This is a genomic window from Arsenicicoccus sp. oral taxon 190, from assembly GCF_001189535.1.
Lineage (GTDB): Bacteria > Actinomycetota > Actinomycetes > Actinomycetales > Dermatophilaceae > Arsenicicoccus.
The window spans coordinates 3,300,982-3,320,806 of sequence record NZ_CP012070.1 but is presented as its reverse complement, the minus strand read 5'-3'; the positions used below and the strand labels follow the sequence as shown (position 1 = coordinate 3,320,806).

Here is a 19,825-nt window from a genome sequence, read left to right as displayed (position 1 = left end):
CGGGAGGCTAGGGATCCCGGGCGACGGCCAGGTGACCGGTCGGCGCCCGGACGCGGTCGTCGAGGTGAAGCCGGGCCCCGAGAGGACCGGCCGACGGCGCGCGGGGCGGGTCAGGGACCGACGACGCGGTAGATCTGCATCGACGGACCGGCCACCGTCGTCGGCCGCCCGGGGGAGAACACGCCGTCCTCGGTGCGCGGCCGCTCCCACGTGCTGTCCCACACCAGCCGGTAGCCCGACGCCGTGCCGACCCGCGGGAGCGCCACCTCGGTGTCGTGCACCGACCCGTGCATCACGAGCAGGAAGGACACGTCCTCGCACACCGAGCCGTCGAGGTAGGCGACCAGCGTGTGGTTGGTGGGATCGTGCCAGGTCGTGGCGGGCATCATCTCGCCGTTGCGGGCGAACCACATGAGGTCCCGCCCACCGTCCGGGGCCACCGGCCGCGGCCCGAAGAACGCCGGCTGCCGCAGCACGGGGTGCTCGCGTCGCAGCCGGGCCAGCCACGCCGTGGTCTCGACCAGGTCCTCCTGCCAGGGCGCGAGCTGCCAGTCCACCCACCCGAGCGGGTTGTCCTGGCAGTAGGCGTTGTTGTTGCCGCGCTGGGACCGGCCGAGCTCGTCCCCGGCCACCAGCATGGGCACCCCCGCCGAGACGAAGAGCGTGCCGAGCAGGTTGCGCATCGAGCGGCGCCGCCGCGCGGCGGTCGCCTCGTCGGAGGGGCCCTCGACGCCATGGTTCCAGGAGCGGTTGTGGCCCGAGCCGTCGCGGTTGTCCTCGCCGTTGGCGCCGTTGTGCTTGGTGTCGTATGCCGTCAGGTCGGCGAGCGTGAAGCCGTCGTGCGCGGCGACGAAGTTGACGGAGGCCAGGGGGTTGCGGTCGTGGTGGCCGAAGAGGTCCTCCGAGCCCGCGAGCCGGGTCGCGAGGTCAGAGACGCCGTGCCCCGCCTGCAGGTGCTGGGAGCGGGCCGGGTCCACCAGCCAGAAGTTGCGCACCCCGTCGCGGAACCGGTCGTTCCACTCGAGGAAGGGCGGCGGGAACTGTCCGGTCCGCCAGCCGTTGAAGCCCACGTCCCAGGGCTCGGCGATCAGCTTGACCCGGCCCAGCACGGGGTCGGCCCGCAGCGCCATCAGGAAGGGGTGGTCGGGGTCGTAGCCGTCGTCGCGGCCGCGGCCGAGGGCCACCGCGAGGTCGAAGCGGAACCCGTCGACGTGGAACTCGGTGACCCACTGGCGCAGCGAGTCCAGCACCAGCCGCATCGGCACCACGTGCCGGGTGTCCACGGTGTTGCCGCAGCCGGTGACGTCCACGTCGCCGCCGCGGCCGTCGAGGCGGTAGTAGGTGGCGGCGTCCAGGCCGCGCAGCGACAGGGTGGCGCCGTCGACGCCCTGCTCGCAGGTGTGGTTGTAGACGACGTCGAGGATGACCTCCAGCCCCGCCTCGTGCAGCGCCTTGACCATGCCCTTGACCTCGTCGATCACGCCCTGGGGGTCCCGGGCCGCGGCGTATCCGGCGTGCGGCGCGCAGAACCCGAGGGTGTTGTAGCCCCAGTGGTTGGTGAGGCCGCGCAGCACCAGCTGCGGCTCGGTGGTGAAGGCGTGGATGGGGAGCAGCTCCACCGCGGTGACGCCGATGCGCCGGAGGTGGGCGATGGTGGCGGGGTGGGCGAGGCCGGCATACGTGCCGCGCAGCGGCTCGGGGACCCCCGGGAGGGTCATGGTGAGCCCCTTGACGTGGGCCTCGTAGATCACGCTGCGCGACAGGGGGGTCCGCGGCTGGCGGTCGCCGTCCCAGTCGAAGCCGTCCGCGACCACGACGCCGCGCGGCACGAAGGGCGCGCTGTCGCGCGGGTCCTGGATGTCCGGGTCGCCGCGCAGCGAGGACCCCACGGTGTGGCCGAAGACCTCCGGGCACCAGGTGACCCCGCCCTCGACGGCGCGGGCGTAGGGGTCCAGCAGCAGCTTGGCGGGGTTGTGCCGGTGGCCGTCCCACGGGCGCCACGGCCCGTGCACCCGGAAGCCGTAGCGCTGCCCCGCGCGCACCCCCGGGACGACGTCGAACCACGTCCCGAACGCCCGGTGGCGCAGCGGCACCCGTCGCTCGCTGGCGCCGGTCGTGTCGCCCGGGTCGAAGAGGCACAGCTCGACCGCGTCGGCGTGCCCGGCGAAGACCGCCACCTCGGCGCCCTCGGCGGTGAGGGTGACGCCGAGAGCCGGGGGCTGGTCGTACGTGCGGGGCGTCATGGCCCCGAGCATAGGCGCGTGGTGACCGAGCCCCGGGGAGGCGGCTACGGTTGGGGCATGACGGATCCCACCTCCATCCCCAACTTCCCGCCACCCGCGGACGAGCACCCGCTGCGGGGCCAGGTCATCGACGCCCTGCACGACGACGGGTTCATGGCCGACATCGACGCCGACGGCGACGTCGCCTTCAAGGTGCAGGGTCAGCAGCTCTTCGTGCGGTGCATCGAGGGCGACGTGACGATCATGCGCGTCTTCGGCCAGTGGCAGATCGGCGAGGACGTCCCCCAGGACGAGCTCACCCAGCTGCGCGCGTGCAACGAGCTGTCCCTGCGCATGAGCGTCGTCAAGGCCGGTCTCGCCGGGGGCACCCTCGTCGTGACCGCCGAGCACGTCATGCTCCCCGGCGTCGACGTCAAGGTGCTGCTGCCGATGACCACCTCCGTGGTGCTCGCGGCGGTGCAGACCTGGCACCAGATCGTCACCGGCAACGCCCAGTTCGACACCGGCCTGGTGCCGGGCGAGGACGACGGCCCCGACGGGTCGCGGCCCCAGGCCTGAGCCGACCCGGTCGCGGGCCAGGCGTCGTATGACGCCCCGCGCCCCCGGCCGTCCTGGTGACGGCCGGGGGCGCGCGTCTCGTGGTCCTGACGTGGTCTTGACTTGGTCTGCCAAGTTACCTGCCAGTAATGTAGTTGAGTAGCCCCAACGGGGCCCGCACACGACCCCGACGATCGAGAGAGAAGGACCTGCACGCATGGACATCGTTGTCTGCGTCAAGCACGTGCCGGACGCCCAGGGCGACCGCGGCTTCGACGACTCCAACTGGACCACCGACCGGCAGGCCGTGGACGGTCTCATGTCCGAGCTCGACGAGTACCCCCTCGAGGAGGCGCTGCGGCTGGTCGAGGCCGGCGAGGGCACCATCACCGTCATCACGATGGGCCCCGACGCGGCGGCCGACGCCGTCAAGAAGGCCCTCCAGATGGGCGCCGACAAGGGCGTCCACATCAACGACGAGGCGCTGCACGGGTCGGACTCGGTGGCCACCTCGCTGGTGCTCGCCGAGGCGATCAAGAAGGTCGGGCAGCCCGACCTGGTGATGTTCGGCATGGCCTCCACCGACGGTGGCATGAGCGTCGTGCCCGCCATGGTCGCCGAGCGCCTCGGCCTGCCGCAGGCGACGCTGGCCTCGGAGATCACCGTCGACGGCGGCACCGTCAGCATCCGCCGGGACGGTGACACCGCGACCCAGCGCATCAAGGCGGCCCTGCCCGCCGTCGTGTCGGTCACCGACCAGACCGGCAACGAGCCGCGCTACCCCTCCTTCAAGGGGATCATGGCCGCCAAGAAGAAGCCCGTGGAGACCTGGTCGCTGGCCGACCTCGGCGTCGACGCCGCGCAGGTCGGGCTGGGCGCCGCCGCCACCACGGTGGCCCAGGCGACGCCACGCCCGCCCCGCGAGCAGGGCACGATCGTCAAGGACGAGGGCACCGGCGGCACCCAGCTCGCCGAGTTCCTCGCGTCCAAGAAGTTCATCTGAGCCGGCCGTTAAGACAAAGGAGTTCACTGACATGGCTGAAGTTCTCGTCCTGGTCGACCACACCGACGGCAAGCTCAAGAAGACCTCCGCCGAGCTGCTGACCCTGGCCCGCCGCGTCGGGGAGCCCAGCGCGGTCTTCCTCGGCACGGGGGTCGAGACCGCCCTCCCGGTCCTCGCCAAGTACGGCGCCGAGAAGGTCTACGTCAACGACGACACGTCGCTGGGTGACCACCTCGTCGGTCCCACCGTCGACGCGCTCGCCGCCGTCGTCGAGCAGGCCTCGCCCGTCGCGGTCCTGCTGACCTCCGGCGTCGACGCCGCCGAGGTCGCGGGCCGCCTCGCGGTGCGCTGCGGCGGCGGCGTCATCACCGACGCCGTCGACGTGCAGGGCGGTGGCCAGGGCATCCTCACCACGCAGTCCGTCTTCGCGGGCAACTGGACCGTCCAGGCCACCGGCGCCTCGGGCCCGACCTTCGTGACGGTCAAGCCGGGGTCGGTCACCCCGGAGGCCGTGCAGGGTGCCGCCGCCCAGCAGGCGGTGGCCGCGGAGATCTCCGAGACCTCCAAGGGCGCCCGCATCGTCGACAGCCAGCCCAAGCAGTCGACCGGCCGCCCCGACCTCGCCACGGCCCAGGTCGTGGTGTCCGGCGGTCGCGGGACCGGCGGCGACTTCGGCCCGGTCGAGGCCTTCGCCGACTCGATGAAGGCCGCCGTGGGCGCCTCCCGCGCCGCGGTCGACGCCGGGTGGTACCCCCACTCCGCGCAGGTCGGCCAGACCGGCAAGCAGGTGTCCCCGCAGCTCTACGTCGCGTGCGGCATCTCCGGGGCGATCCAGCACCGCGCCGGGATGCAGACGTCCAAGACGATCGTCGCGGTCAACAAGGACGAGGAGGCGCCGATCTTCGAGCTCGTCGACTTCGGCGTCGTGGGCGACCTGTTCACCGTGCTGCCGCAGGCGACCGAGGCCGTCACCAAGCGCTGAACCTACCGCCGGTAGCACGATCGACCGGCCTTCCTTCCGCAGGCAGGTTATGCCGCCGGCGGCAGGTTTGCGGGGCCGTCACCTGACGCCAGGTGGCGGCCCCGCTCCGGCATACGGCTAGGTTGGGTCCTGGCGGCGGAACCCGACCGGTGCACCCCACGTCCACGGGGAGAGCGGCCCACCGCCGCGAGATGGGGGAGCTGACATGACCACTCGACGATCCCAGGTCGTCGCCCTCGGCATGACCGCGGTCCTGGCCGGCGCGCTGACGGGGTGCTCGCAGGAGACGCGGCGCACCAGCGCGGGCGTCTGCGTCGACGCCCAGACCGACGAGCGCCTGCCGGACACGGAGTGCGACGGCCGCCGCTCCCGGGCCGGGTTCGTGGGGCACCCGGCGCGCTGGTACTACTACAACGACGGGGCGCGGGTGCCGCGGGTCGGGCAGCGGGTGAGCGGCGGGTCGTTCAGCGCCCCGAGCGACCACAGCTATGTCACCGGCGGCGTGGACCCCAAGGGCACCACCAAGCTGTCCTCCGGCTCCGTCACCGGCGGCAAGTCCACCACGATCTCGCGCGGCGGCTTCGGCGGGTCCGGCAGCAAGGGCTCGAGCTGATGCGCCGCCTCGCCTCGCACCCCCGGGAGGGGTGGCGCCGCACGGTCGAGTCCCAGGGCCTCGTCTACCCTGTCACCGTCGCCGCTGACGGCACCGAGAAGCCCTACTGGTGGGAGGAGGCCTGCTACGAGCTGACCTCCGCCGAGGTGGACCACCTCGAGGGCGCCACCGAGCAGCTGCACGCGATGTCCCTGGAGGCCGCCCGCTTCCTGGTGACCGGCCAGATGGGCTCGCTCGGGCTGCCCGAGGGGTCGTTGCGGCTCGCCGCCGCGTCGCTGGACGCCGGGACCCCCTCGCTCTACGGCCGTTTCGACCTGCGCTACGACGGGACCGGCCCGGCCAAGCTGCTGGAGTACAACGCCGACACCCCGACCGGGTTGCTGGAGTCCGCGGTGGTCCAGTGGTTCTGGCTGCAGGACGTCCACCCGGACCGCGACCAGTGGAACTCCGTGCACGAGAGGCTGATCGCCGCCTGGCAGGACATGGCGCCGCGGATCACCCAGCCGGTGTGGTTCGCCCACAGCGAGCACGAGACCTCCGGCGAGGAGTGGATGACCGTCACCTACCTGCGCGACACCTGCGAGCAGGCGGGCCTGGCCACCCAGGGCCTGACGATGGGGCAGATCGGCTACAACGAGGCCGCGGAGTACTTCGTGGGCCACGAGGCGCAGATGCTGCGCACCTGCTTCGCGCTCTACCCCTGGGAAGACATGCTGCGCGAGCCCTTCGGGCGGTGGGTCGAGCCACGTCCCAACCCGATGTTCGGCACCACCTGGCTCGAGCCGCCCTGGAAGGTCGTGCTGTCCAACAAGGCCCTGCTCGCCGCGCTCTGGCACCTCTACCCCGGTCACGAGCTGCTGCTGCCCGCCTACCTCGACGACCCGGGACCGCTGACCGAGTGGGTCGCCAAGCCGTTGCACGGCCGCGAGGGCGACAACATCCGTGTCCAGGCCGCGGGGGTGCAGCTCTCCCAGCCCGGCCCGTATGGCGGGGAGGGGTACTGCTACCAGCAGTGGTGCCCCCTGCCCGAGCTCGACGGCAACAAGGCCGTGCTCGGGTGCTGGGTGGTCGACGGGCACGCCGCGGGCCTCGGCATCCGGGAGAGCGACGGCTGGATCACCGACTACGGCGCGCGCTTCGTGCCGCACCTCATCGACACCGCAGCACCGAGCGGCGCCCAGCGCGAGGCCTGGGTCGCCGAGGACCGGAGAGGACGCTAGATGCTGGAGAGCATGCTGTTCGCGGCGATTTACTGCCTGGTGGGGATCGCCCTGCTGACCATGGGATTCGTGGTGATCGACCTGTTGACGCCGGGGCGGCTCGGGCAGCGGATCTACGCGGAGCGGTCGATGAGCGCCGCCGTCGTGGTGGCGGCGGAGTTCCTCGGGCTCGGGGCGATCGCCTTCACCACCATCTGGACCAACGGGGCCGGTGGCTTCGGTGCGGCCCTGGGGTGGACGGTCGCCTTCGGGGTGCTGGGGATCGCGCTGCAGGCACTGAGCTTCGTCGTGCTCGACGCGATCACGCCGGGCTCGCTGCGCGCCATGGCGGTGGAGCGGGAGCTGCACCCCGGCGCCGTCACCGCCGCCGCCGCGATGGTCGCCGTGAGCGCCATCGTCTGCGCCTCCATCGCCTGACCGGGCGCGTCAGGGGTCCGGGGTGTCCGGGGTGTCAGAGGTGGCAGGGGTCTGTCGGAGCGGCGACCTAGACTCGGGGGCGTGCAGCAGCAGAGCTACCTGGACCACGCCGCGACCACGACGACCTACCCCGAGGTGATCGAGGCGGTCGCCGCGCAGCGCGCGGTCGTCGGCAACCCCTCCAGCCTGCACACCGCGGGCCGCGCGGCGCGTCGCGTCGTCGAGGAGCGGCGGGAGCAGATCGCCGACCTCGTGGGGGCGCGCCCGAGCGAGGTCGTCTTCATGAGCGGCGGCACCGAGGCCGACAACCTGGCGGTGATCGGCAGCTATCGGGCGCGCCGGGCGCAGCACCCCGGAGCGCGACGCGTGCTGACCTCGACGATCGAGCACCACGCCGTGCTGGACGCGGTCGAGCACCTGGTGCGCCGCGAGGACGCCGAGGTGACCTGGCTCGAGGTCGACGCGGTGGGCCGGGTCGACCTCGACGGCGTGCGCTCTGCCCTGGAGACGGACCCCGCGTCGGTGGCCGTCGTCAGCCTGATGTGGGCCAACAACGAGGTGGGGACCATCCAGCCGGTCGCCGAGGTGGCGGCCCTGGCGGCGGAGCACGGCATACCGGTCCACACCGACGCGGTGCAGGCCGTCGGGCACGTGGCGGTGGACTTCGCGGCGAGCGGGGTCTCGCTGCTGTCGCTGACCGGGCACAAGCTGGGGGGCCCGGTGGGGGTCGGTGCGCTGCTCGCGCGGCGGGACGCCACGGTCCAGCCACTGACCCACGGCGGCGGTCAGGAGCGGGGGATCCGCTCCGGCACGCTGGACGTGGCTGGGATCGTCGGTCTCGCCACGGCGCTCGAGATCGCCTGCGGGGAGCGCGAGGCCGAGGCGGCCCGCCTAGCCGGGCTGCGGGACCGGATGCTGCAGGGGGCGCTCGACCTGGACCTCGGCATCCGCGTCGGCGGCGACTGGCAGCCCCGCGACTGGAGCCGCCGGCTGCCCGGCAACGCCCACCTGATCATCGAGGGCTGCGAGGGGGACTCGCTGCTCTACCTGCTCGACGCCGCCGGCGTCATGTGCTCGACCGGTTCGGCCTGCCACGCCGGGGTGCCCCAGCCGTCGCACGTCCTGCTCGGCATGGGCCTGTCCGAGACCGAGGCGCGCGGTGCGCTGCGCCTGACCCTGGGGCGCACCACCACCGACGCCGACGTCGAGCGCGCGCTCGCCGCCCTCCCCGCGGCGGTCGAGCGGGCGCGACGGGCCGGGTCCCTGTCGACGCCTGGCGGCTCGGCGACGTCCGGTGGCTCGACGGCGCCTGGCGGCTCGGCGACGGCTGGTGGTTCGGCGACGCCCGGGGAGGCCGGCGCGGCCGTGGAGGTCGCGAGCTGATGCGCGTCGTGGCCGCCATGAGCGGCGGGGTCGACTCGGCGGTCGCGGCGGCTCGCCTCCTCGACGCCGGGCACGACGTCGTGGGCGTGCACCTCGCGCTGTCCCAGTCCGCCGCCACCCTGCGGGAGTCCGCGCGCGGCTGCTGCACCCTCGAGGACGCCGGCGACGCCCGGCGGGTCGCCGACCGGCTCGGCATCCCCTTCTACGTGTGGGACATGGCGGCGAGGTTCCGCTCCGACGTGGTCGAGGACTTCGTCGAGGAGTACTCCGCCGGCCGCACCCCCAACCCGTGCCTGCGCTGCAACGAGCGCATCAAGTTCGCGGCGCTGCTGGACAAGGCGCTGGCGCTGGGGTTCGACGCCGTGGCGACCGGGCACTACGCGCAGGTCCGGGAGGTGGCCGACGGGCGTGGCGGCATTCGGCGTGAGCTGCACCGGGCCGTCGACCAGGCCAAGGATCAGAGCTACGTGCTCGGGGTGCTCGACGCCGAGCAGCTCGCGCGGTCCTTCTTCCCGCTGGGCGACACGACCAAGCCGCAGATCCGGGCCGAGGCGGCCGCCCGCGGCTTCGCCGTGGCCAAGAAGCCGGACTCCCACGACATCTGCTTCATCGCCGACGGGGACACCCGGGGCTGGCTCGCGCGGCGGCTGGGGGAACGGCCCGGCGAGATCGTGGACGAGGCGGGCGAGGTGGTGGGGGAGCACCAGGGGGCCTACGCCTACACCGTCGGCCAGCGGCGCGGGCTGCACCTGGGGCGCCCGTCCGGCGACGGGACCCCGCGATACGTCACCGAGGTCGACGTGGCGCGCAACCGCGTCGTCGTCGGGCCCGCCGAGCTGCTCGGCATCGACGCGCTGCGCGGCGACCACGTGCGCTGGTGCGGGGAGCCGCCGGTCGGGCAGGTGCGGGTCGGGGCCCAGCTGCGGGCGCACGGCGCCGAGCTGCCCGCGACCGCGTGGATCGAGGACGGGACCGAGGACGGAACCGGGGCTGGGGTCGAGGACGGGGTCGAGGGGGGCGAGCTGCAGGTCAGGCTCGACGAGCGCACCCGCGGGGTGGCGCCCGGGCAGAGCGTGGTGCTCTACGACGGGACCCGGGTCGTGGGCTCGGCGACCATCGCCCAGGCCTGGCGCGCCTGATCCGGCCGGTTGCGTCCCCGCGCCCTGGGGTATGCCGCGCCCATCACGAGCGGTCGGCACCTCCAGGTCGGCCGCGCGAGGCAAGGGAGCCGACCATGACCGACATCGACCCGCAGGACACCGAGCGCCGCAACCACGAGCTGGCCGACGAGGACACCCGGGCGCACACCGAGGCCGCGGTCGAGGGGGACGCCGGGGGCGAGCAGGACACCGAGCGCGCGCACTCCGAGGACCCCGCCGAGGGCTGAACCCACCCTTGAGAGGCGACAGATCGGGGTCATCCGGCGCGGATGACCCCGATCTGTCGCCTCTCGACGCGGGTGGGAGCGGGGGAGGAGCGGGAGGAGGCCGGGGATGGGCCGGGGTGGGGCCGGGGAGTCCGCGGCCCGGCACGCGTCCGACCGGCTCGCCGGATCGCGCTACCGTCGGGGTGTGACGAGAGCGACGGGGATGGGTTCCTGGCCGGGCACCGACGTGCGCGAGACACAGCGCGCGGTCCGGTCCCTGCTCGCGGAGGACGGCCTGCCCTACCTGCCGGAGCTGCCCGACCGCGGCCCCGGCGCCGACATGATTGGTCGCGCCGCCGCGCTGCTGGTCGACCTGGCGGTGGACCTGCAGCCCATGGGTTGGCGGTTCGTCGACCGGCCCGGGCGCGACCTGGAGCGGGCGCGGTCCTTCTGGCGCCAGGACCTCGACGAGCTCGCCGAGACCTACGACGGCTACGAGGGCGAGCTCAAGGTGCAGGTGACTGGTCCGTGGACCCTGGCGGCGAGCATCTGGCTGCACCGGGGCGAGCGCTCGGTCGTGGACGAGGGCGCCGTGCGCGATCTCGCCGGGTCCCTCGTGGAGGGGCTGCGCGACCACGTCGCCGAGGTGGAGCGCCTCGTCCCCGGAGCCCGGGTCGTGCTCCAGCTCGACGAGCCGTCGCTGCCCGCCGTGCTGGCCGGGCGCCTGCCGACGGCGAGCGGCTACGGCACGATCCGCGCGATCGACTCGTATGCCGCCGCCAACCTCCTCGGCGAGGTGCTGGCCGCCGCGGGTGACCGCCCCACCGTCGTCCACTGCTGCGCCAAGGGTGCGCCGCTGCCGCTGCTGCGGACCACCGGGGCGTCGGCCCTGGCGGTCGACGCGACCGTCCTCGGGCCCAAGGGGTGGGAGTCGTTGGCCACCACCGTCGAGGCGGGGACCGACGTGTGGGTGGGGGCCTTCACGTCGGCCGCCCCGCTGCCGACGGTGGGGCAGGTGCACGACGGCCTGGTGCGCCGCTGGCACGAGCTCGGCCTCGCGGCGAGCGACCTTGCGGGCGTGACGATCTCGCCGGCCTGCGGGCTCGCGGGGCTGGGGCCCGCCGATGCGGTGGCCGCCCAGCGTCTGGCGGTGCAGGCTGCCGAGGCGGTCACCGAGACGGCCATGCGGTGAGCCGAGTCCCGTGGCAGCTGTCCTGGCTCGGCCTGGTGCTCGTCTGGGGCGCCAGCTTCCTCTTCATGAAGGTGGGGCTGCAGGCCCTGGCCCCGCTGCAGATCTCCACGCTGCGGGTGCTCGCCGGGTGCGCCGTCACGCTCCTGCTGCTGCGGCTGTCCCGCCGGTCGTTGCCCCGGGGGCGACGGCCCTGGCTGCACCTGCAGGTCGTCGGCTTCTTCCTGTGCACGGCGCCGTTCACGCTCTTCGCGTTGGGGGAGACCCGGGTCAGCTCCGCCCTCGCCGGGATCGGCAACGCCGTGACCCCCGCCATGACGGTGCTGCTCTCCGTGCTCTTCGTCCGTGACGAGCACTTCTCCCGGCCCCGGCTGCTCGGCGTGGCGCTCGGTTTCCTCGGCGTCGTGGTGATCATGCAGCCCTGGGCGATCCACGAGCGACCGGACCTGCTGGGCTTCGCCATGACCCTGGTCGCCGGGTCGTCCTACGCCGTGGGGTGGACCTGGCACCGGCTGCACCTGCGCCGCCACGACCCGGGTGGCCTCGGCATCCCGGCGGCCCAGCTCGTCTGCGCCTCAGGCCAGCTCGTGGTGCTGCTGACGCTCTGGTGGGCCTTCGGCGCGTCGGGGCTCAGCGCGCCCTGGGACGTGCACCTGCGGCAACCCACCGGCTCGGTGGCGTGGGCGCTCCTCGCGGTGCTGGCCCTCGGGATGCTGGGCACCGGCTGGGCCTTCACCGCGCAGTTCGACGTGGTGCGTGCGGCCGGGGCCACGGTCGCCACGTCGGTGACCTACCTGATCCCCTGCGTGTCGGTCCTGCTGGGGGTGCTGCTGCTGCGCGAGCACGTCCACCCGTGGACCCTCGTCGGCTTCGCCCTCGTGCTGGCCGGCGCCGTGCTCATCGGCTTCGGCAACCGGTGGGCCGCCGCCCGGACCGCCCGTCGCGACGTCCCGCGCGAGCCGGGGGCCACCGGCTGATCACTTCGCGGGCAGGGAGCGGGCGAAGTCCAGCCCCACCGCGACCCACTCGCGCAGGCCCTCCTCGCTCGCCAGGGTGCGGTCGTCGACCACCAGCCAGTTGTGCATCTCCCGGCCCTGCATCACCATGCGCGAGACGCCGTCCGCCGCCACGAGCCGGTCGGCCTCCTCGGGGTCGCAGCGGAGCATCAGGCCGCCGCGGCTGATGGCCGCCACGGCCATGTTGCCGGACGCCAGGAAGGCCAGCCCGCCGAACATCTTCTTCTCCGTCACGTCCAGGTCGTCCTGCACCTGCGCCCGGATCCGGGCGGCGAGGGTCTCGTCATACGCCATGGCACCGATGATGGCCCACCCGTGAGCAACCCGGGGTGTGTCCGACCTCTCTGGCACGATGCACGTATGCCGACACGCACGCCCCCGGCCGACGGGGTCACCGACGACGACGCCGCCATCCCCACCACCGCCACGGAGGTGGCCGACGCGTCGGTCGAGGCACGGCACCGGTGGACCGAACTGGTCCAGCAGATCCGCGACGCGCAGGAGGCCTACTACGGCAAGGACGCGCCGACGCTGTCCGACGCGGCCTACGACCAGCTGATGCGGGACGTGCAGCAGCTCGAGGAGCAGTACCCCGACCTACGCACCCCCGACAGCCCGACCCAGACGGTCGGGACCTTCCACCGGGCCACCGACTTCGCGCCGGTGGAGCACCGGGAGCGGATGCTCAGCCTGGACAACGTCTTCTCCGCCGACGAGCTCGCCGAGTGGCTGGCGCGGGTCGAGCGGGACCTCGAGGGAGCACCGCACTACCTGTGCGAGCTCAAGATCGACGGGCTGGCGATCGACCTGGTCTACGAGGACGGCCGGCTCGTCACCGGGGCGACCCGCGGCGACGGGCGGGTGGGGGAGGACGTGACCCCCAACGTGCGCACCATCGAGGGGATCCCCCACCACGTCCGCGGCGAGGACGTGCCCGGGCTGCTCGAGGTGCGCGGCGAGATCTTCTTCCCCATCGAGGCCTTCGGCGACCTCAACGCCAGCCTGGTCGAGCAGGGCAGGGCGCCCTTCGCCAACCCGCGCAACGCGGCGGCGGGGTCGTTGCGGCAGAAGGACTCCCGCGTGACCGCGACGCGGCCGCTGCACATGCTGGTGCACGGCATCGGGGCGCGCCAGGGCTTCACCATCACGCGGCAGAGCCAGGCCTACGAGCTGCTGCGGGGGTGGGGCTTCCCGACGTCGACGCACTACCGGGTCTTCGAGAGCCCGCAGGAGGTGCTGGACTTCGTCGCCTACTACGGAGAGCACCGGCACGACGTGGAGCACGAGATCGACGGCATCGTCGTCAAGGTCGACGAGCTGGCGCTGCAGGGGCGCCTCGGCACGACTTCCCGCGCTCCCCGGTGGGCGATCGCCTACAAGTACCCGCCCGAGGAGGTCAACACCCGGCTGCTCGACATCCGCGTCAACGTCGGGCGCACCGGCCGGGTGACTCCGTATGGCGTCATGGAGCCGGTCAAGGTCGCGGGCTCCACCGTCGAGATGGCGACCCTGCACAACGCCTTCGAGGTGGTCCGCAAGGGCGTGCTCATCGGCGACATCGTGGTGCTGCGCAAGGCCGGGGACGTGATCCCCGAGATCCTCGGCCCGGTCGTGGACCTGCGCGACGGGTCCGAGCGGGAGTTCGTGATGCCCACGCACTGCCCGGCCTGCGGGACGGCCCTCGCCTACGAGAAGGAGGGCGACAAGGACATCCGCTGCCCCAACGCGCGGACCTGCCCGAGCCAGCTGCGCGAGCGGATCTTCGGCCTGGCCGGGCGCGGCGGCTTCGACATCGAGGCGCTCGGCTGGGAGGGCGCGATCGCGCTGCTCGACGCCGGGGTGATCGCGGACGAGTCGACGTTGTTCGACCTCTCCGCGACCGACGTGGCCCGGGTGCCGCTCTACACCCGCGCTGCCACCAAGAAGGAGCTCGCGGACCCCGGCGCGGTGCCCGCCCCGGGCATCGTCGAGGGCCGGGTGCTCTCGGCCAACGGCCGCAAGCTCGTCGACAACCTCGCGGGCGCCAAGGAGCAGCCGCTGTGGCGGGTGCTCGTGGCCCTGTCGATCCGCCACGTCGGGCCGACGGCGGCGCGGGCGCTCGCGACCCACTTCGGGTCGATGGACGCGATCCGCGCAGCGTCGCAGGAGGAGCTCGCGGACGTCGAGGGCGTCGGCGGCGTGATCGCCGAGTCAGTCGTCGCGTGGTTCGCGGTCGACTGGCACCGCGAGATCGTCGACCGCTGGGCCGCGGCCGGGGTGCGTATGGCGGACGAGCGGGACGCCTCCGTCGAGCGCACCCTCGACGGGCTGACCGTGGTGGTCACCGGCTCCCTCGAGGGCTTCACCCGCGACTCCGCCAAGGAGGCGATCGTCGTCCGCGGCGGCAAGGCGGCCGGGTCGGTGTCCAAGAAGACCGACTTCGTCGTCATCGGTGAGGGGGCCGGCACCAAGGCCGCCAAGGCGGAGGAGCTGGGGCGCCCCATCCTGGACGAGGCGGGGTTCGTGCGGCTGCTCGAGGGCGGCCCGGACGCGGTCTCCTGACGCTGCCCTGCCCGGCCCGGCCCTGCTCTGCCCTGACCCTGCCCTGCCCGGCCCTGCTCCGCCTTCCCCTCCCCGCCAACTCAGGCGCGTCACAGATCTTCGGGCTGCAACCGAAGATCTGTGACCGGGGCGAGCAGCAGCGCCGCGGGAGTCACGATCCGGCCACACCGCCCGTCGGGGTCGAGGTGTTCACCCGTTCAGCGGCATACTCATGCGCACCGGCGCGGCAGGAGCAGGCGCCCTGACGTGAGACTGGAGCCTCGACCATGAGCGACCAGACCTGGCAGATCATCTCGATGGTGATCTACCTGATCGGCATGATCTACATCGGCTACTGGGCCTACCGGCGGACCGCGGGCCTCGGTGACTACATGCTCGGCGGGCGTGGCCTCGGCCCCGCCGTGACCGCCCTGTCCGCCGGAGCCGCCGACATGTCCGGTTGGCTGCTCATGGGTCTGCCCGGGGCGATCTACAAGACCGGCCTCGTCGAGGCGTGGATCGCGGTCGGCCTGACGATCGGGGCCTGGCTCAACTGGAAGCTCGTGGCGCCCCGCCTGCGGGCCTACACCAAGGTGGCGAGCGACTCGATCACCATCCCGAGCTTCCTGGAGAACCGCCTGCGCGACCGCTCGCGCCTGCTGCGGGTCGCCTCCGGCATCATCATCCTGGTCTTCTTCACGTTCTACGTGTCCTCCGGGATGGTCGCGAGCGGCGTCTTCATGGAGAAGTCCTTCGGGATGGAGTACCACCTCGGGATGCTGCTGATCGTCGCGGTCACGGTGGGCTACACGCTGTTCGGCGGCTTCCTCGCCGTCAGCTACACCGACTTCGTCCAGGGCCTGATGATGTTCCTCGCGCTCATCGCCGTGCCGCTGCTCGGGCTGTTCGCGGTGGGCGGGCCGTCCGGGGCGATGGACTCGATCCGCGCCGCCAACCCCGACGCGCTGTCCATGGTCAAGGGGGCGACCGCCGTCGGCGTCATCAGCTCGCTCGCCTGGGGCCTCGGCTACTTCGGGCAGCCGCACATCATCGTGCGCTTCATGGCGATCCGCACCGTCGAGGAGACCAAGCAGGGCCGCCGGATCGGCATCGGCTGGATGGTGCTGTCCTGCCTCGGCGCCATCGCGACCGCGATGATCGGCCTCGCCTACTTCCAGCAGCACCCGGCCGGCAAGATCACCAACCCCGAGACCGTCTACATCGCCATGGGGCAGATCCTCTTCCACCCGATCATCGCCGGGTTCATGCTCGCCGCGGTCCTCGCCGCGATCATGAGCACGATCTCCTCCCAGCTGCTCGTGACCTCGTCCGCGCTGGTGGAGGACCTCTACAAGATCATCGCCCGCCGCGAGGGCTCGGACTCGTCCTACGTCCTGCTGGGCCGCCTCGGCGTGCTCGCCATCTCGGTCATCGCCGCCGCGCTCGCGTGGACGACCGACTCGCCGATCCTCAAGCTCGTCGCCTTCGCCTGGGCGGGCTTCGGGGCCGCGTTCGGGCCGACGATCCTCATGGCGCTCTTCTGGCGCAAGCTGACGTCGCAGGGCGCCATCGCCGGCATGGTGACCGGCGCGATCCTCGTCGGCATCTGGGGCACGCGGGACGGCGGCATCTTCGACCTCTACGAGATCCTGCCCGGCTTCGTCGGCAACCTCCTGGTCGCCACGGTGGTCAGCCTGCTGACGCACCGCCACGACGAGGAGATCCACGGCGAGTTCGAGGAGACGCTGCGCCAGGTGCGCCGCGACGAGCGGGCGGCCGCCGCCGAGGCCTGAGCCCGCGGCATACGAGCGTCTCCGACGCCACCCGATCGTGGGGCCCCGGTCCACCTGTTGGCGGACCGGGGCCTCACGTCCGTCGGGGGAAGGGGAGCCTGCGCGCGCCACTAGACTGCCTGGCATGTCTTCCCTGTCCCGTGACCAGGTCGCCCACCTGGCCAACCTCGCGCGCATCGACATGAGCGACGCCGAGCTCGACAAGATGGCCGGCGAGCTGGCCGTCATCCTCGAGTCGGTGGCGCAGGTCGGCGAGGTGGCCGCCGACGACATCCCGCCGATGTCGCACCCCATGCCCCTGACCAACGTGACCCGGCCCGACGAGGTGCGCCCCGGGCTGACCCGTGAGCAGGCGCTGTCCGGTGCGCCCGAGCAGGAGCTCGACCGGTTCCAGGTGCCGCGGATCCTGAGCGAGGACTGATTGCGTATGACGACCACCGACCTCACCCGACTCACCGCTGCCCAGATGGCGCAGGGTCTGGCCGCCGGGGACTTCACCTCCGTCGAGCTGACCCAGGCGCACCTGGACCGCACCGCCGCCGTGGACGACCAGGTCCGCGCCTACCTGCACGTCGACGCCGAGGGCGCGCTCGCCACGGCCCGGGAGGTCGACGAGCTGCGCGCCCAGGGCGCCGAGCTGCACCCGCTGGCGGGCGTGCCCATCGCCGTCAAGGACGTCATGACGACGACCGGTCTGCCGACGACCTGCGGCTCCGCGATGCTCGAGGGGTGGGTCCCGCCCTACGACGCCACGGTCGTGGAGCGCATCAAGGCGGCCCGGATGCCGATCCTCGGCAAGACCAACATGGACGAGTTCGCCATGGGGTCCTCCACCGAGCACTCGGCCTACGGCCCGACCCACAACCCCTGGGACCTCGAGCGGATCCCCGGGGGCTCCGGCGGCGGGTCCAGCGCCGTCCTCGCGTCCTTCCAGGCGCCGCTCGCCACGGGCACCGACACCGGCGGCTCGATCCGCCAGCCCGCCTCGGTCACCGGGACGGTCGGCACCAAGCCGACGTATGGCGGGGTGTCCCGCTACGGCCTCGTCGCGCTCGCCTCCTCCCTGGACCAGGCCGGCCCGTGCGCGCGCACCGTCCTGGACACCGCGCTGCTGCACGAGCTGATGGCCGGGCACGACCCGCGGGACTCGACGTCCATCGACGCCCCGGTGCCGGCCGTCGTGGAGGCGGCCCGCCGCGGTGACGTCGCGAGCCTGCGGGTCGGGATCGTCCGCGAGCTCACCGGCGAGGGCTACCAGGCGGGGGTGCAGCAGAGGTTCGACGAGACCGTGGAGCTGCTGCGCGCCGGTGGGGCCGAGATCGTCGAGGTGTCCTGCCCCCACTTCACCTACGCCCTCGCGGCCTACTACCTGATCCTGCCGTCCGAGGCGTCCTCCAACCTCGCGAAGTTCGACGCCATGCGCTACGGCCTGCGCGTCGCTCCCGACGGGGTCACCTCCCCGAGCGCGGAGCAGGTCATGGCGGCGACCCGTGACGCCGGCTTCGGCGACGAGGTCAAGCGCCGCATCATCATCGGCACCTACGCCCTGTCCAGCGGCTACTACGACGCCTACTACGGCCAGGCGCAGAAGGTCCGCACCCTGATCGCGCGGGACTTCGAGGCGGCCTTCGAGCAGTGCGACGTGCTGATCAGCCCCACGATGCCGACGACCGCGTTCAAGCTCGGCGACAAGCTCGACGACCCGCTGGCGATGTACCTCAACGACGTCGCCACCATCCCCGCCAACCTCGCCGGCATCCCCGGCATGTCGGTGCCCGCGGGGCTGGCCCCCGAGGACGGGCTTCCCGTCGGGCTGCAGGTGCTGGCGCCGGCCATGGCCGACGAGAGGCTCTACCGCGTCGCGGCATACGTCGAGCGGGAGCTCGAGCAGGCCCGGGGCGGGCCGCTGCTCGCGCAGGCGCCCGACCTGGTGGCCACCTCCGACGACACCTCCCACGACACCTCTGACGACACCGACGAGACGCAGAAGGACGGCTGACATGGCCACCACCACGACCGATGCCGTCATGGACTACGACGAGGTGCTGGAGCGCTTCGACCCCGTCATGGGGCTCGAGGTGCACGTCGAGCTGAGCACCGCCACCAAGATGTTCTGCTCGTGCGCCACGGAGTTCGGCGCCGAGCCCAACACCCAGGTGTGCCCGGTCTGCCTCGGCCTGCCCGGCGCGCTGCCCGTCGTCAACGCCACGGGCGTCGAGTCCGCGATCCGGATCGGCCTGGCGCTCAACTGCCAGATCGCCGAGTGGTGCCGGTTCGCGCGCAAGAACTACTTCTACCCGGACATGCCCAAGAACTTCCAGACGTCGCAGTACGACGAGCCGATCGCCTTCGACGGCTACCTGGACGTGGAGATCCCGAGCAGCACCGGCGAGGGGGTCGACGTCTTCCGGGTGGAGATCGAGCGGGCGCACATGGAGGAGGACACCGGCAAGTCGCTGCACGTCGGCGGCTCGACCGGGCGCATACACGGCGCGGAGTACTCCCTGCTCGACTACAACCGCGCGGGCATCCCGCTCATCGAGATCGTCACCAAGCCCGTGGTCGGCGCCGGGGAGCGTATGCCGGAGGTCGCCAAGGCCTACGTGTCTGCGATCCGCGACCTCATGCGGGCGCTGGACGTGAGCGACGCCCGCATGGAGCAGGGCTCGATGCGGTGCGACGCCAACGTGTCGCTGATGCCCAAGGGCTCGACGCAGCTCGGCACCCGCACCGAGACCAAGAACGTCAACTCGCTGCGCTCGGTCGAGCGGGCGGTCCGCTACGAGATGACCCGGCACGGCGCGATCCTCTCCGGCGGCGGCTCGATCCTGCAGGAGACCCGCCACTGGCACGAGGACACCGGGGTCACGACCTCGGGCCGCGAGAAGTCCGACGCCGAGGACTACCGCTACTTCCCCGAGCCCGACCTGGTCCCGGTCGCCCCGAGCCGCGAGTGGGTCGAGGAGCTGCGCGCCACCCTGCCCGAGCCTCCCGGCCGGCGGCGCAAGCGGCTGCAGGGGGAGTGGGGCTACTCGGACCTGGAGATGCGCGACGTCGTCAACGCCGGAGCCGTCGAGCTGATCGAGGCCTCCGTCGCCGCCGGGGCCACGCCCGCCGCTGCCCGCAAGTGGTGGATGGGCGAGGTGTCCCGTCGCGCCAACGACCAGGTCCGCGACCTCGCCGACATGGGCGTCACGCCCGAGCACGTCGCCGAGCTCGACGGCCTGGTGCGCGACGGTCGGCTCAACGACTCGATGGCCCGTCAGGTCATGGACGGCGTCCTGGCGGGCGAGGGCTCGCCCCGCGAGGTCGCCGACGCGCGCGGGCTCGAGCTCGTGCAGGACGACTCGGCGCTCGAGGCTGCGGTCGACGAGGTGCTCGGCCGCAACGCCGACATCGTCGCCAAGATCCAGGACGGCAAGGTCCAGGCCGCCGGTGCCCTCATCGGCCAGGTCATGAAGGCCATGAAGGGTCAGGCCGACGCCGCCAAGGTGCGCGAGCTCATCCTCGCCAAGTGCCAGTGACCTACCGCCGGTAGCGACA

General features: G+C 72.7%; 18 protein-coding genes. 16 read left to right on the top strand and 2 right to left on the bottom strand.

The window, feature by feature from the left end:
- Positions 1-110: 110 nt before the first annotated feature.
- The gene (glgX, locus tag ADJ73_RS15465) at positions 111-2,243 is read right to left on the bottom strand and encodes a glycogen debranching protein GlgX (RefSeq protein ID WP_253272606.1); all 2,133 of its coding nucleotides are present in this window, start codon (positions 2,241-2,243) and stop codon (positions 111-113) included.
- A 57-nt stretch (positions 2,244-2,300) separates the two neighbouring features.
- Between glgX and ADJ73_RS15460 the strand changes: the two genes are divergently transcribed.
- From ADJ73_RS15460 to ADJ73_RS15415, 11 genes are all read left to right on the top strand, one after another.
- The gene (locus ADJ73_RS15460) at positions 2,301-2,801 is read left to right on the top strand and encodes a hypothetical protein (protein WP_082177051.1); all 501 of its coding nucleotides are present in this window, start codon (positions 2,301-2,303) and stop codon (positions 2,799-2,801) included.
- Positions 2,802-2,997: 196 nt separating this feature from the next.
- Entirely contained in the window at positions 2,998-3,783 is a 786-nt protein-coding gene (locus tag ADJ73_RS15455) for an electron transfer flavoprotein subunit beta/FixA family protein (RefSeq protein ID WP_050349009.1), read from the top strand.
- Positions 3,784-3,814: 31 nt separating this feature from the next.
- Positions 3,815-4,765: an electron transfer flavoprotein subunit alpha/FixB family protein gene (locus tag ADJ73_RS15450; RefSeq protein ID WP_050349008.1), complete on the top strand. Its 951-nt coding sequence runs from the start codon at positions 3,815-3,817 to the stop codon at positions 4,763-4,765.
- A 205-nt stretch (positions 4,766-4,970) separates the two neighbouring features.
- Entirely contained in the window at positions 4,971-5,378 is a 408-nt protein-coding gene (locus ADJ73_RS15445) for a hypothetical protein (RefSeq protein ID WP_050349007.1), read from the top strand.
- The gene (locus tag ADJ73_RS15440; protein WP_050349006.1) at positions 5,378-6,598 is read left to right on the top strand and encodes a glutathionylspermidine synthase family protein; all 1,221 of its coding nucleotides are present in this window, start codon (positions 5,378-5,380) and stop codon (positions 6,596-6,598) included. The genes ADJ73_RS15445 and ADJ73_RS15440 overlap by 1 nt, the downstream gene beginning before the upstream one ends.
- Positions 6,599-7,015 (top strand): DUF350 domain-containing protein, encoded by a 417-nt coding sequence (locus ADJ73_RS15435; protein ID WP_050349005.1) that lies wholly within the window; start codon positions 6,599-6,601, stop codon positions 7,013-7,015.
- Between the two features lie 81 nt (positions 7,016-7,096).
- Positions 7,097-8,398 carry a cysteine desulfurase family protein gene (locus tag ADJ73_RS15430; protein WP_082177050.1) on the top strand — a complete coding sequence of 434 codons (1,302 nt, stop codon included), beginning with the start codon at positions 7,097-7,099 and terminating at the stop codon, positions 8,396-8,398.
- Complete coding sequence (mnmA, locus tag ADJ73_RS15425; RefSeq protein WP_050349004.1) at positions 8,398-9,537, top strand: tRNA 2-thiouridine(34) synthase MnmA; 1,140 nt, start codon at positions 8,398-8,400, stop codon at positions 9,535-9,537. Before ADJ73_RS15430 ends, mnmA begins: the two co-directional genes overlap by 1 nt.
- 95 nt (positions 9,538-9,632) lie before the next feature.
- On the top strand, positions 9,633-9,785 hold the full coding sequence (locus ADJ73_RS17080) for a hypothetical protein (RefSeq protein ID WP_156188260.1): 153 nt from the start codon (positions 9,633-9,635) through the stop codon (positions 9,783-9,785).
- A 184-nt stretch (positions 9,786-9,969) separates the two neighbouring features.
- Positions 9,970-10,956, top strand: coding sequence for a methionine synthase (locus ADJ73_RS15420; protein ID WP_050349515.1), 987 nt, complete (start codon positions 9,970-9,972; stop codon positions 10,954-10,956).
- Positions 10,953-11,930 (top strand): DMT family transporter, encoded by a 978-nt coding sequence (locus ADJ73_RS15415; protein ID WP_050349003.1) that lies wholly within the window; start codon positions 10,953-10,955, stop codon positions 11,928-11,930. Before ADJ73_RS15420 ends, ADJ73_RS15415 begins: the two co-directional genes overlap by 4 nt.
- On the opposite strand, the gene ADJ73_RS15410 is transcribed toward ADJ73_RS15415, so the two are convergent.
- Complete coding sequence (locus ADJ73_RS15410) at positions 11,931-12,263, bottom strand: TfoX/Sxy family protein (RefSeq protein ID WP_050349002.1); 333 nt, start codon at positions 12,261-12,263, stop codon at positions 11,931-11,933. It abuts the gene before it with no gap.
- Between the two features lie 66 nt (positions 12,264-12,329).
- Between ADJ73_RS15410 and ligA the strand changes: the two genes are divergently transcribed.
- The 5 genes from ligA (at position 12,330) to gatB (ending at position 19,806) form a co-directional block, all read left to right on the top strand.
- Positions 12,330-14,510 carry an NAD-dependent DNA ligase LigA gene (gene ligA / locus ADJ73_RS15405; protein WP_082177049.1) on the top strand — a complete coding sequence of 727 codons (2,181 nt, stop codon included), beginning with the start codon at positions 12,330-12,332 and terminating at the stop codon, positions 14,508-14,510.
- Between the two features lie 266 nt (positions 14,511-14,776).
- Entirely contained in the window at positions 14,777-16,282 is a 1,506-nt protein-coding gene (gene putP / locus ADJ73_RS15400) for a sodium/proline symporter PutP (protein WP_050349001.1), read from the top strand.
- A 124-nt stretch (positions 16,283-16,406) separates the two neighbouring features.
- On the top strand, positions 16,407-16,703 hold the full coding sequence (gene gatC / locus ADJ73_RS15395) for an Asp-tRNA(Asn)/Glu-tRNA(Gln) amidotransferase subunit GatC (RefSeq protein WP_050349000.1): 297 nt from the start codon (positions 16,407-16,409) through the stop codon (positions 16,701-16,703).
- Between the two features lie 6 nt (positions 16,704-16,709).
- Positions 16,710-18,281, top strand: a complete 1,572-nt coding sequence (gene gatA, locus ADJ73_RS15390) for an Asp-tRNA(Asn)/Glu-tRNA(Gln) amidotransferase subunit GatA (RefSeq protein ID WP_050348999.1) — start codon at positions 16,710-16,712, stop codon at positions 18,279-18,281.
- A gap of 1 nt (position 18,282) precedes the next feature.
- Complete coding sequence (gatB, locus tag ADJ73_RS15385; RefSeq protein ID WP_050348998.1) at positions 18,283-19,806, top strand: Asp-tRNA(Asn)/Glu-tRNA(Gln) amidotransferase subunit GatB; 1,524 nt, start codon at positions 18,283-18,285, stop codon at positions 19,804-19,806.
- The last annotated feature ends 19 nt before the right edge of the window (positions 19,807-19,825 follow it).